Source organism: Marinobacter sp. CH_CUG1437-1, assembly GCF_037029655.1.
GTDB classification, from domain to species: Bacteria; Pseudomonadota; Gammaproteobacteria; order Pseudomonadales; family Oleiphilaceae; genus Marinobacter; species Marinobacter salsuginis.
In genome coordinates, this window is record NZ_JAYMEW010000009.1 from 1 (window position 1) to 12,405 (window position 12,405).

Annotated in this window: 15 protein-coding genes and 1 pseudogene; 7 read left to right on the forward strand and 9 right to left on the reverse strand. The window is 51.0% G+C overall.

The window, feature by feature from the left end; genetic code table 11:
• Positions 1 to 148: 148 nt before the first annotated feature.
• Positions 149 to 670, forward strand: a complete 522-nt coding sequence (locus tag WA411_RS17715) for a hypothetical protein (protein ID WP_291910167.1) — start codon at positions 149 to 151, stop codon at positions 668 to 670.
• Positions 660 to 2,150, forward strand: coding sequence for a tyrosine-type recombinase/integrase (locus tag WA411_RS17720; protein ID WP_291910165.1), 1,491 nt, complete (start codon positions 660 to 662; stop codon positions 2,148 to 2,150). Before WA411_RS17715 ends, WA411_RS17720 begins: the two co-directional genes overlap by 11 nt.
• A 152-nt stretch (positions 2,151 to 2,302) precedes the next feature.
• On the opposite strand, the pseudogene WA411_RS17725 reads toward WA411_RS17720, so the two are convergent.
• Positions 2,303 to 2,764, reverse strand: a pseudogene (locus tag WA411_RS17725) (IS3 family transposase); the annotation flags it as partial.
• 284 nt (positions 2,765 to 3,048) lie between these two features.
• A complete protein-coding gene (locus WA411_RS17730; RefSeq protein ID WP_291910163.1) occupies positions 3,049 to 3,279 on the reverse strand; it encodes a helix-turn-helix domain-containing protein in 231 nt (76 codons plus the stop codon).
• A gap of 117 nt (positions 3,280 to 3,396) precedes the next feature.
• Here WA411_RS17730 and WA411_RS17735 point away from each other — a divergent pair, with 117 nt between their 5' ends.
• From WA411_RS17735 to WA411_RS17745, 4 genes are all read left to right on the forward strand, one after another.
• On the forward strand, positions 3,397 to 3,948 hold the full coding sequence (locus WA411_RS17735) for a hypothetical protein (RefSeq protein ID WP_291910161.1): 552 nt from the start codon (positions 3,397 to 3,399) through the stop codon (positions 3,946 to 3,948).
• The gene (locus WA411_RS17740) at positions 3,945 to 5,342 is read left to right on the forward strand and encodes a DEAD/DEAH box helicase (RefSeq protein WP_291910159.1); all 1,398 of its coding nucleotides are present in this window, start codon (positions 3,945 to 3,947) and stop codon (positions 5,340 to 5,342) included. Before WA411_RS17735 ends, WA411_RS17740 begins: the two co-directional genes overlap by 4 nt.
• A 173-nt stretch (positions 5,343 to 5,515) precedes the next feature.
• Positions 5,516 to 5,797, forward strand: a complete 282-nt coding sequence (locus WA411_RS19115; RefSeq protein ID WP_366674208.1) for a HipA N-terminal domain-containing protein — start codon at positions 5,516 to 5,518, stop codon at positions 5,795 to 5,797.
• Between the two features lie 47 nt (positions 5,798 to 5,844).
• Positions 5,845 to 6,252: an antitoxin Xre-like helix-turn-helix domain-containing protein gene (locus tag WA411_RS17745; protein WP_291910157.1), complete on the forward strand. Its 408-nt coding sequence runs from the start codon at positions 5,845 to 5,847 to the stop codon at positions 6,250 to 6,252.
• 607 nt (positions 6,253 to 6,859) lie between these two features.
• On the opposite strand, the gene WA411_RS17750 is transcribed toward WA411_RS17745, so the two are convergent.
• The 7 genes from WA411_RS17750 to WA411_RS17780 all read right to left on the reverse strand — a co-directional run bounded on the left by WA411_RS17750 (position 6,860) and on the right by WA411_RS17780 (position 11,912).
• A complete protein-coding gene (locus WA411_RS17750) occupies positions 6,860 to 7,579 on the reverse strand; it encodes an HNH endonuclease family protein (protein ID WP_291910154.1) in 720 nt (239 codons plus the stop codon).
• Between the two features lie 641 nt (positions 7,580 to 8,220).
• Positions 8,221 to 8,847 carry an SCO family protein gene (locus WA411_RS17755; protein WP_041644852.1) on the reverse strand — a complete coding sequence of 209 codons (627 nt, stop codon included), beginning with the start codon at positions 8,845 to 8,847 and terminating at the stop codon, positions 8,221 to 8,223.
• 17 nt (positions 8,848 to 8,864) lie between these two features.
• A complete protein-coding gene (locus WA411_RS17760; RefSeq protein WP_014575715.1) occupies positions 8,865 to 9,221 on the reverse strand; it encodes a DUF3703 domain-containing protein in 357 nt (118 codons plus the stop codon).
• Positions 9,222 to 9,278: 57 nt separating this feature from the next.
• On the reverse strand, positions 9,279 to 10,001 hold the full coding sequence (locus tag WA411_RS17765; protein WP_041644854.1) for a cytochrome c biogenesis CcdA family protein: 723 nt from the start codon (positions 9,999 to 10,001) through the stop codon (positions 9,279 to 9,281).
• A gap of 80 nt (positions 10,002 to 10,081) precedes the next feature.
• A complete protein-coding gene (locus WA411_RS17770) occupies positions 10,082 to 10,759 on the reverse strand; it encodes a DsbA family protein (RefSeq protein WP_014575717.1) in 678 nt (225 codons plus the stop codon).
• Positions 10,756 to 11,190, reverse strand: a complete 435-nt coding sequence (locus WA411_RS17775; RefSeq protein WP_014575718.1) for a disulfide bond formation protein B — start codon at positions 11,188 to 11,190, stop codon at positions 10,756 to 10,758. Before WA411_RS17775 ends, WA411_RS17770 begins: the two co-directional genes overlap by 4 nt.
• Positions 11,187 to 11,912, reverse strand: coding sequence for a cation diffusion facilitator family transporter (locus tag WA411_RS17780; protein ID WP_062785141.1), 726 nt, complete (start codon positions 11,910 to 11,912; stop codon positions 11,187 to 11,189). The genes WA411_RS17775 and WA411_RS17780 overlap by 4 nt, the downstream gene beginning before the upstream one ends.
• 69 nt (positions 11,913 to 11,981) lie before the next feature.
• Between WA411_RS17780 and WA411_RS17785 the strand changes: the two genes are divergently transcribed.
• The gene (locus WA411_RS17785; RefSeq protein WP_041644855.1) at positions 11,982 to 12,389 is read left to right on the forward strand and encodes a MerR family transcriptional regulator; all 408 of its coding nucleotides are present in this window, start codon (positions 11,982 to 11,984) and stop codon (positions 12,387 to 12,389) included.
• The last annotated feature ends 16 nt before the right edge of the window (positions 12,390 to 12,405 follow it).

The following is a 12,405-nucleotide window of genomic DNA, read 5'->3' on the forward strand; positions in this document are numbered from 1 at the left end:
TTCTGTGGCCTGACGGCCACTCGGAGGTGGGTCAAAATTAATGGCCAGTAGTGGGTCACTTTAATTGGCCACTAACAATATGAAATGCACTCGAGAGATAACCTGGTCAAAACTGTAATTGCTTTTCGAGTGAACGAGGTCGTTGAAGATGGATCGTGAAGGTATTCCTTGTAATCCGAGCACTCCGAATTCGAAAGCTGCGCTAGAACGTTACCGCTTCTTATGCACCATAGCGGAACGTAAAACGATTCCTGTTGACATCATCAAAATATGTAGAAGTCAGTCTCGACTGGCTGCTTGGAGCTTGCCAGAGCGCAGGATTTTTCCCGTGAGCCTGAATACATTGAAAGCAGCAGCAGATCGTGAGATCGAAGATGGCGGATGGGCTGGCTTAGACGGTATTCGGCGCAAGGTATCTAAAATTCAAAGAAAAAGTTCGATATCCAGAGTTGATCGGCAAGCTGCGGAGATCAAGAGGCTGAGAAATCAATTGGACGAGTCCGTTAGGATTCGCGTAACTTTGAATCGTGCCTATTTCGACGCTTTGACGCTTCTGCAGGCTTCAGTAACACGAGATGTATCGTTGGCTGCACAGCTAGAACGACACACCGCCACTTTTGGAGAAGCTCTGGGGCTTCGGGTGTTAAGTGGTGTCAAAGATGGCGAGTAAGCAGCTTTTCTGCCTTTGCCGAAAAGCTGTCTTACCATCTCATGCCCATTTCGACCCTTTGGGAAAAAGCTTTCACGGAGTCACAGAAGTAGTTGATGCGGTTTTCGCTATGTATTGGCCCGACGGGCGGCCTTGCGTCTACGCCGAGATGTTTCTATTGGAGAAGGGACGCCGGTTAAAGCTGCGATCGAATGACGGAGGCTCGCTAAAAGTTGTCGCTTCTGACTTATCCCATCTCGTGAGGTTTTGTTGGGAAGTTGGTATCGAATTTTGGGATTTGCACGACGACAACTTCTACCAGTTTGTTCAATCTTTGCGTGCAGAAAAGAAGTGTGTCGGATCAGCTGTAAAGCGACGAAATGACAATACTGTTGCTCGTGTCATTGACACCGCGATTGAGTTTTTAATTTGGCTACAAACCCATGTCGTACATGACAGGAACATCGTGGGGCCAAGGCGAATTGCTCCACAAATATCGCTTCTGGAAAAAAAACTTAGTAACCGAAGAGGTGAACATTCTCTCAGCCTAAAATATCCATTTACTCCTACACCGGATGCTGCTGATCCAAAAAAGCCCCTTACAAGCCACTTAAGAAATCTTCTTTGGGATGGGGTGAAGACCCTTTGTTACAAGGCTCAAAAGAATCTTGATGTTGATCAAAGGAACTATCTACGAGCTCGTCGCGAGCTATTGCTTCTTTTATTTGAGGCGACAGGATGTCGGCCGGGCGAGGCAGCGATGCTGAGCGCATCAGACAATGAAAACTGCGTTTCAAAGGGTAAGATAACGCTTGTTACGATGAAAAGAAGAAAAGGCATTGATCCTAAAAGGTGTATACCTCTAGATAAAGAAACTGCGATTAAGCTTGAAGTTTTCATACACAAGCACAGAAGAGAGTTGCTTCAACGTTTGAGAGGTCAAAAGGTTGAGGTTCGTCCGCAAGATAAAGTTTTTTTGGGGTGCCGAACAGGTGCGCCGATTACTGGCTCATCATTGATTAAAGAATTCCAGCGGGTTGCGGCAGCTTCAGGCATTGATGAGAGAGCGTGCCTTAGCATGTTTCGGCACAGATTCGTAACCAATATGGTAAAGCTGCATTTAATCGCCTTTTCCCAGAGTCACCCCGGAGCCACCAGGGCGTTAATCAGTGAAGGTGACTACCGAACAATATTACGTCGTGTGGCGACCTTCACCGGGCATGGATCTGAAGATAGTCTATTCCACTACATTGATTGGGCATGGGAGGAGCTCGAGGTGTTCGACTATGTAAGCTCTGCACGTGAGCTCACAACCTCAATTGAAAGAGCTATGGATAAACTCAGAGTTTTGTCTAGTAACGTTTACAGTAGCGCTTCATCCGAAGGTGCCGGTGAAGTCATTTATTATGTTTTGGCAGAACTGGAATCAATTCGAAAAGCCGCGGAAGATCGCCTGGGAGGCGAGTACGAATCAGTCAGGCGTTTATCCCTCTCCCCATAAAGCATTCACGGCCACGCTCCTCTCTAGCGCGTCACACTACTTATCAGGTTTCGCGCGAGACTGATGACCCTGACCCCGTATTGGGTCCACCTAGAGTTGGAAAAACCCGGCTCCAATTGCTTCTGCTTTCTTCGTGAAACCGCATGTTTTCTGGCGTAGTCAGAGGGCGTGCACCACTCCAATGCGGAATGGGGTCTGACTTGGTTATAGAACGTCCTCCACGCTTCGATTTTCTCCCTGGCGTCGGCCAGTGACAAGAACCAATTTTCATTCAGACACTCCTGCCGGAGTCGTCCATTGAACGATTCTACCGTTGCGTTGTCGGTAGGCTTTCCGGGCCGTGAGAAGTCGATTTCGATGTTCCGCTCATAGGCCCAGCGATCCATGACCTTGCCGGCGAACTCCGAACCGTTGTCGGTCTTAAGCACGTCCGGGTTGCCCCGGAAGCGCGCAATCGCCGTCAGGGCTTCTTGAACATCGCGGTCCTTCAGGCTCTGTCCAATCACAATGCCAAGGCACGCTCGGGTGAATAGGTCGATGATCGTCAGCAGGCGCAGTCGCCGACCATCAAACAGTGCGTCTGAGGCAAAATCCATGCCCCAGATGTGATTGGGGTAGGGTCACGGACCACGAGTGACTTTTAATCTTCTGTCTAGTTTAGTGGGAAGAATGGGTAGTACCCAATTGCCTCTATGGAGAGGGCTTTCGACATACGGTAAATACAGGAAGTAGAGCGTCGAGATTTCATAATTTTGGTTCTTCGGAGGGAATGCCTGGATCTACTTGAATACCCGAGAACCTGAGCAGGACACCCTCTAATCATTGCGGGGATGCGGTGTTGGGGCCCGGCGTGCGTTGAAGGCAATACAATGAGACTCAGCGATGATCGGAGTTAGAGTTATCCTCCCAACTGATCAACATCGAGTACCAAAGTCTTTGGTGAGCACTGTAGGCATTCTGCAAGTAAGTAAATTTTTTCAATGGTTATATTGACCTCTCCCCTTTCGACTTTTCCTAAGTAACTTCTATCTATCTCGGCTAGACGCGCCAGACCCTCTTGAGAGAGTCCTTTTAATTGGCGAACTGAGCGAAGGTTTTGTCCAAACGCCTTACAAACCAGCGATCGCATTTCTTGTCCCCATAAAAGACAAGACTATGCTTTCTTGAGGCATCAGGAGCCACGGCATATACTACCCATTTTATTAAATAGCGCCGATCGACCATCAGACCAAATTAGGACTCTCTCATGAACGAAATGAAAAAAATTCGCGTCGATCACATTTTGCTTTCGCTCATGAAGCAACAGACGAATAGTCCCTTTTCAACGACTTCGATTCGCGATCTTTACCTGGCTCAGATATCACACCCAACGAACCCTGATCGCAATTTGATTCGGAAACACATCTACAAGGAATTACTCCGTCTAGAGTCTGCGAGCGTTATAGAAAGGCACGATGGTGAAACAGGCAGAGGCTGCAAATTCATCTTCCGAGGCGTGCCTTCCGCGATTTCTTTGGAAAACAAACGCTCCCCTTTTGCGCAACCAGAGCAGAAAAACGAGTCCTCTATTGATCCCGCAACACTGAAAAGATTGAAAGAAGAGCTTTCGAAACGAAAGGTTGAACTCGTGGCTAGCATTGGCGAGGCAGAAGAGTATCAACGCCTTTACAACAAATTCCCCGCGCTTCAGCAAACGGTCAGAACTCAATATCTTGAGTCCCGCGACCGAAGTACGAAATTGCTGGGCCAGCTACGTGCCGTCGAAACTGTACTTGCGGATATCGGATGGGATGCATGACCCAACTCCGCAGATGGCAGGTTGAATGCAAAGAGAAAGCTCTTTCGGTTTTTGATAACCAGTCTCACTTCCTCTGTCACGCAACACCAGGCGCTGGTAAAACAGTGATGGTGGCATCTGTTGCCAAGGCCCTCTTCCAGCAGGACAAAATCGATTTTGTCGTGTGCTTCTCGCCATCTCGTGCCGTAGCCCATGGTGTGGCTTTAACGTTCAGTCAAATTCTTGGAAAGAGTTTCAATGGTCAGATCGGGGCAGCTGGGGGATCTTATACTTACCAATCCATGGACACCCTGCCCGAAGAGTTATGGCAGGTATTGCGCGAACATCGCGTCCTTGTGGTTCTCGACGAAATTCATCATTGCTCAGGAGTCGTTTGGGAGAATTCCCTGATTGGCAATAGCTGGGGACGAACCATTCTGGATAAGATTCAGGGAAAGGCACGTTACACCATGGCGCTCTCTGGCACTCCTTGGCGCACTGACGACAGTCCAATCGTTCTTTCTCATTACACAACATGTAATGGTCAGATATCCTGTGATTACGAGTACGGCCTGCGACAAGCTGTTTCGGACGGCGTATGCCGGGCACCGAAGATCGTTCTTACAGACAATCGCGAGATCAGCATTAGATCGGGGGAATCCGGGTGTAAAACCTTCGCCAGTATCAGCGAATCTCTTCAAAATGAGCACATTACCTACCCGGACTTCCTGTTCAGAGACGAAGTCATTGACCAGATTCTCTCGGAAGCATCAGCAAGATTAACAAGCATACGCGAACATACGCCTTGGGCGGGAGGGCTGGTTGTAGCAGCATCTGTGGCACACGCTGAACAAATAGCAAAGCGCCTTTCGATGATTGAGCAACATCCAATTATAGTCACCTACCAAACCCTTGAAGCGCAGCGCATTATCTCCAATTTCAAGACGTCGTCCAACCGTTGGATTATTTCGGTTGGAATGATCAGTGAAGGCACCGACATTCCGAGACTTCAGGTTTGCTGTCACCTCAGTCGAGTCCGAACCGAACTGCATTTCCGGCAGGTGCTCGGTCGGATTCTTAGGCGCCAGCAAACGGATCCGGCGAATACAAGTGCTTGGCTCTATGTGTTGGCCGAACCAAATTTGGCGGAATTTGCCCATCGGATCGGAGAGGATCTACCAGGGGAAAACGTTGTTTCATTCTTCCCGGATTCAGAGTCTCGAGGTACTCAACGATCGAAAGCAATGAAGTTCGATCAAGAGGAGAATTTGCCGTTCAGTTGGGCTCTGGACGAGCAAGTTTTGGCTGAAAGCGTTGATAATGATAATAGGTTTTCAAAGGAAGAAAAAATCGATCTCCGTGTTAGCAGCCAATACTGGGATGAGGTTCTTTCTCTTTTTGCCACTGGCACTTAGCCTATCCGGACATCAAGTGATGTCCAGGAGTTTAAAGGATTATTCTGACCTTTTGACGTGATTCGACTGCACAAGCGCTTGCAGGTATCGACTAAGTTCCTATCAGCCAAAAGATCAATTAGTTTCGGGGAAAACGAAATGTCGACGCGCGCACGAGTTTTTTCCATGGAGACCTGGCGGGCCACCTTGAGAGAGATGGGGTATCCATCTGGTTTCAGTACGACCCGGGTTATGTGCAGAGTTGTAAGCCTGCTCTTAGTTTAAGTCTTCCTCTTCAACTTGAGTCATTTGAGCAGGTTGGGCAACTAACGGCCTATTTTAGCGGTCTCGTCAGCGAGGGTTGGTTACGTAGAGTTCAAGCATTCGAGCAAAGGATCCATCCGGCTGACGAGTTCACTTTATTGATAAATAATGGTCGAGATTTGGCCGGAGCGGAAACGATTCTACCGGTTTAGTCCAGGTATCCTTTTGTCTGTCTGTATAAGTTCAATAGGCAACAAATATGTTTGATATGAGCAATGAGAAACCCGAGCATTCAGATCCAGGCGCGATTCAGGGCCACATTGCGCTAAAAGGTTTTTTTGGCATTTGCAGTGAGTGGGACTGCTCGGAAGAGGAAATTAGATTATTGTTGGGTGGAGTTTCAAAGAGAACTCTCGACGACTATCTGAAACTACCTCACCTGATGCTTTCTCCAGAGATGCTCGAACGCATCAGTTATATCCTGGGAATATACAAATCACTACGAGCGATGTACCCAAATGACGAACGAGCGAGTCGCAGAATGCGTTTGTCCACTAGCGAGCCTCCATTTTCCGGGTTATCGGCTATTGAATTCATGACTAGCGGATCAATTCAGCATCTGAAGCAGACAAGACGGTATTTTGAATCTAAAAAGGTTTCGGCGTGACTGACAGCTGCGAGTTAAATAATGAATGCGATGCTCGAGCCAACCAATGAGTCCTCTCACTCCAATAGATGCCTAGTAATCTAATGCGGGTTTATCAGCTGAGAAAACCCATAATCTATCTTCCGTTCTGTTCACCAAGAGCATCAGAATACTCCTCCAAGTCGGCCATTGACTGAAAATCCTATGGTGGAGACGAGCTGTGAAAGAAGGAGCGTTTAATATGGAAACAGGTCGATAGTTTGCTCTGTGTTTTCTCGCCGTCCTAGCCAGGCAAAGTATTATGAACACGGCTAGGTCCTGTACTGGTACCCACTTTTCAACTCTTTCGGAGCGGCTCTTCCCTGTATTTCATGAAATCGTCCACAAGACCTTCGTCTGAATCGGGATACTCCTCCCAAACTGGGTCCGTCGGCCGCTCATAGCTCAAAACAGAACCTCTCAGCCGTTCCAGTGGCGAAAGTTCTTGAGGAAGCAGTGTGGCTAATTCGTCAGCGTGCGCTGACTAAGCATCAAGGCCTTCCAAGAGCTCCCGCTCAGTCAACGCTTTCTTATTCACAAAGCCTCGCTTGGGTGGCAGCCGTTTCATACTACTCAGTTTAGCGAGTCGTCAGCCGCGACACTTATCCAGAAAATACGTTATCCATACTGTTTCAGATGACGAAGGTTGAAGGTCATACTGCTTCACGATTCGCCGAAACCTCGCCACGTATCCGCACTGCCCTAAAGGTGGCAACCACTCATCCGGTCCGCGGGCTCCTTTGCTTCTGTTGAGGCTCAGTTCTACCGGCCAGAGATTGACCATATCGTTCGCAAACCTTTCTCTCTTCACTTGCGACCAACCCTTTGCTCCGTGATTCCAGGCCCACTTCAGGGGAACTACGTGATCAATATCGATCTCGCTACTGTTCTGAATGACATTACCGGTGAAGCGGCTTATCCAGCGGCCAGTAATAACCCGACATTTTCTGTCAGTCGCGAAACGCACGGTTGTGCTCGATGTTGCGATCAACGCCTCGGCGCGGCTGTTCTGGCAGTCACCATCGGCGTCATCCCAGCCATGTCCAAAAGTTGATCTGTCGTAGGAGTTCGAGCTGTCTTTCAACGACAGCATGGAGTGTTTTTGAGCCAGCCCATTGGGTAACCGGCCACCACTGGCTAAACACTCCTCAACAGAATCAAACGGTCTGAAATTGTTGGTTCTGTCGTAGTAGGAGCTTGCGGGAGGGTGACATATGCCAGAAGACGTCTTCTTGACCATCTCAGCGTTGGCAACTCCGGGCACGATGAACACCACCACAACCAACAGAGCATGCTGGAAATACTTCACTGACTTCCCCTATATCTCAAATGCCCAGGCCATTACGTCATGTCATAGCCGGTGTTCAATACAATCCCCTGTAGGATAAATCCCACCCGCCTTACAGATTTGTCTGCTTTTGCCAGCCAGCTGAAAACCAGACAATGCCGTCGAGTCGTTTGATCAGGACGATCAAGACTCAACGCCGGCAAGGATGCCTGGCAAACGCGACACCTGCCAAGTGGTGTGACTCGCCGGGGAGAGGACTGGTATCAATTTCTGTCTTCAATTCCTTTCGACAAAGCCTCAGATCAGGCGCAGTTCAAGTAGCCCACTCAGTTCGCTAAAGTACCTGTGGAAAACGTTGGTAGTAAAACCATAAAGTGGCCGCGCTTTGTAACCATAAATTGTCCGAACCTAAACAAAAGCGAACATTCGAGTCAGGGCTTCCTCCAGTGCCTCCAGGCAAATCGCATCCATTTCATCCGGTATCATTGCCGGAACAAGTTGGAAACGCTAAATCATTGCACGGCAGAGATGGAAGGAAAATGCGCCAGCGATTATTGTGCCTCATGCGAACAGGAATGCGTGGAGACTATCGGACTTGAGGATTGTCGAACAGGGCCTTTACAAACGCCCTTGCAAAGAACACTATCGAATCCTTCAGTCATTCAGGAACTTTCTTCAAGAAGGGCAACAAGGTCCTGCCGAATGGCTTGAGCGCTTAAATCTTCCGGTCGGATAAGCAGGCGTGGATTACCCTCACGATCAAACACATAAACTGCGCCGCTGTGAGTGACGGCGTAATCACCTTCTGCGTCCGGTTCTTCATGCCCGAACGTGGTCCGGTATCGCTGGGTAAGTGTGCGTAGGTCAGAGGTTTTGCCGGTCAGCCCGACGATCCTTTCACCAAAAAAATTGACATACTCTGCCAGGCGCTCGGGCGTATCGCGCTGAGGGTCAACGCTGACGAACAGCGTAAGTACCTCCTCCTGGTTTTCCGGGCTCAGGCCGCTAACGGCCTGACTGAGTTTTTGCAGAGCAGTGGGGCAAACATCAGGGCAAGAGGTAAATCCGAAAAACAGCATTCGTACCTGACCACTGTAATCATCGCCTGAAACCGGTGCTCCCTGACTGTCGATCAAATCGAATTCAAGCTTGGGCATCACGCCGCTGATGTCTGTTCCGTGCCAATCCGGCGCATCATCGCCCATGCAGCCAACAAGGAGGATTGCCAGCATCATTAATGCAATGGATGCAAAGCGCTTTGTGTGGTGTTGGAAGCAGGGTGTGATCATAAAGTGGTGTCCTTCAGTTACGTGTTGGAAGGCTTCTGGTGTCCCAGAACAATCGCCAAGTCTTCCGGCACCGCCATCGGTTCAAATGCGCTGACGTTGGCACGTCCCGTATTGCCGACAGGAACCCAGATTCGTGAAACCAGCAACGCAGCGAAGGCCCGAGCCAGCTGACCGAGAACCTCGCGAGCATCGCGCGTGTGCCAGCCGAGCCGTAGCATGCGCAAATGTGTTGTCGTGTGCGCTAACGCGAACTTCTGGCTCAGAATATGAGCCCGTTCAAGATGTCTGAACGCTGTATCGACATCGCCCTGATTGTCTGCATCAGCGGCTGCTGCCAGTTCTGTCAGATAGAACGCCTTGAGTTCACTGTTCACTGCTCGGTTCTCCTGCCTTATCGGCCAGCTGAGTGGTGGGCAAAGATTTGCCCGGGATCAACCGAGTCTTCCGAGTACCGGAAATGCGGATAACATCCATGATGCAAACCGGGTCATCTGTCCCGTCAGCACCATTACCCCCATAACAACCAGAACCAGCCCTGCCAGAATTCTCAGTGACTGACTCCAGCGGCTCATCCAGCGCACTCGCGCCCGAAAGTGCTCAATAAATAGAGCCGTTGCCAAAAATGGAATTGCCAACCCCAGCGAATAAACGGCCAGGTACAGCATGCCGGTTTCAGCATTCGCATGGGTGGAACTGAGAGCCAGGATAGCGCCCAATATCGGGCCAATACACGGTGTCCATCCGACGGCAAAGGCCAAACCGAGAAGAAACGCTGCCGTGGGCCGTCCACCCTCAAGGGTTTGCCCAAAGCGCCAGTCGCGCTGTAGCGCGGGCATGCTCCACCAGCCCAGCATAAATAGCCCCATCAGCACGATCAGAATGCCCGCCACCAGATTGGCTTCCTGCCGGTAGGCCATCAGCCACTGACCGAGCAGACTAGCGCTGGCACCAAAAGCGATGAACACCACACTGAATCCAAGGACAAAACAGATACTGAGCCACAGAGATTGCAGTCGACTCGAACGGTCTGTGACGGTGCCGCCCGTAACGACCGAGAGATACCCCGGAACCAGCGGCAGAGTGCAGGGTGAGAAAAAAGACACCAGGCCGCCAAAAAAAGCAGCCAGCATTCCCCATGTCGCAAGATCTGGCATTTCCGTGAGTCCTCAACTTTCTGAGTTCAGTTGACGGTGGAGGGCATCAAGCCCATCCGTGTTTTAATCGACACCGGTCGCTATTGCTGTGCGTCTGGGAGCGACTCCTGAACAAGGCGAAGTAGCGGTTTGGGACCAAACTCCGTGAGTTGGCGGCCATTCACGAAAAAAGTCGGGGTGCCCCGAACGCCGATGGTTTTGACGTCCTGCATGTCTTGATCAAGGATGGCGCTTATCCGTTCGGATTGCATATCCTCACGGGCTTGGGACAGGTCCAGACCGGCTGCCTCGGCCGCTCCCCATGCCTTGGCAACCTTCGGGTCGTCGTGCCAGGCAGGCTGCACCTCCAACACAGCTTCCAGCACCGGTTCATAGACATCTTGCAGGCGAGCTGCTTCCAGAATTCTGGAGACTTCCTCGGAACCCTGATGGAACAGTGTGTAACGCAAAACAAGGCGCACCTGACCTGGATACTCAGCAAGAATCTGTTTCACGATGGGGTAGAACGCCCGGCAGGCTTCGCAGGAGGGGTCGAAAAACTCAACGATGGTCACCGGTGCGTCGGCAGGCCCGAATGTGGGCGAATGGAAGCGTACCAATGCTTGTTGGTTCGCGATCGGTTCGGAAGCGACAACAGACTTTTCACCGGTGGTGGCCGTTTTTTGAGGCTGCTGGGGCTGTGGCTTGAACAAGACAGCGGCCGAAAAGGCTGCGATCAGCACGAGACACACGACAACAACGATGGCACGACGATTCATGAATGAATTCTCCGACGGACAAGCAAGAGCAGAATTATGATGGCAACGAAAATGGCCAGCGATAGAAACGGAAGCGGCAGCCCACCAAATATCGTCATTCCGTCACCCGAGCAGGACGGGCCAGTGGCCGTGCAGGGCTGAATGGGTTGTGGAATTATCCCCACATAAAGCAGTGAGTGGGCCAGAGCGAACAGGGAGCCAATAACAGCCAGCGGCATAGCGTAGCGCCAAACGTTGAAATCCGAGTAGTAGCAGGCGACTGCGAGAATCACCGCCAACGGAAACATGAAGGCGCGCTGAAACCAGCACAGAACGCACGGAGCCTGCCCGAGAACTTCCCCGATGTAGATGGCTGAAAGCGAGGACACCAACGCCAGTAGCCAGGCCGACAGCAGCAGCCCCCATGGAATCACCTGGTTATTGTTGGTCACCGGGATGGCTCTTCCGATGCACTGCCACACGTGCTTTGCGATGAAGAACAGCAGTTGTCTCCGGTAGTGGCGACCTCACCTTCGTCCGATTGGTTGGCGGATTCTGCGCCACCGGCACGCCATTCCCCCATACCTTCACTGATGACTTGCCAGGCGGAATGCAGGAAAAGCGCAGCAATGGCGAGGCCCACAATGATGTCCGGCCAGAGGGTATTGGTGAGGGCGACCAATCCAGCCGCAATGATGACACTGCTGTTGGCGAACAGATCGTTCCTGGAACACATCCAGGTGGAACGCATGTTGAGGTCGTCCGCACGATGACGGTAGAGCAACACAAAACAAACGCCGTTTGCAAAAAGAGCAAGAGCGCCGACAGCGCCCATCCACTCGGCGGCCGGCACTTCCTGTATCACCAGCTTGCGGATGGCATCGGCGACAACAACAAGCCCGAACAACAGCATAAAGCCGCCTTTGAACAAAGCCGCTCCGGCACGCGCGCGACGGCTTCGGTCCAGCACGAACAGTGTCAGTGCATAGACAGACGCGTCGCCGAACATATCCAGCGAATCGCCCAGCAACGCGGTAGAGCTTGCAATCCAGCCGGCGCTGAATTCCACCACAAACATCACTGCGTTTATGGCAAGCGCAATGTAAAGCACCCGGCTTTGGCTCGCTCGCAATTGTGCCAGTTCACCGGCCTTGTTTTCACAGCAGCTATCCACGACGAACCCTCCTAGTATTTGCAATACAACGATACAATAGGGGTTATAGTAACTATAAGGTCAATGATGATGAGCGAAAAAACCTACACGGTCGGTCGGTTGGCTGATGATACGGGCATCAAGCCCGTAACCATCCGCTACTACGAAAGAATTGGACTGTTACCGAAAGCGATCCGCTCGGACTCCGGATATCGACTGTACGCCAAAGCGGATTATTCGCGGCTGCTGTTTATCCGACGAAGCCGGGGGCTCGGTTTCAGCCTTGACGATATTCGAGAGCTGCTGTCGCTAGCAGATCGACATCAGGAGTCCTGCGCTGGAGTAGACGCCAAAGTTGAACAACAGTTGGAACAGGTGCGCTCTCGACTGAAAGATTTGCGTGCGATGGAACACGAGTTGGAAAGACTGAGTGCGTGTTGTGAAGGCGGGGTTATTATGGATTGCCGAATTATTGAGACACTCTCCGGCTCTGCTTAACCAATTTGTATCTGCC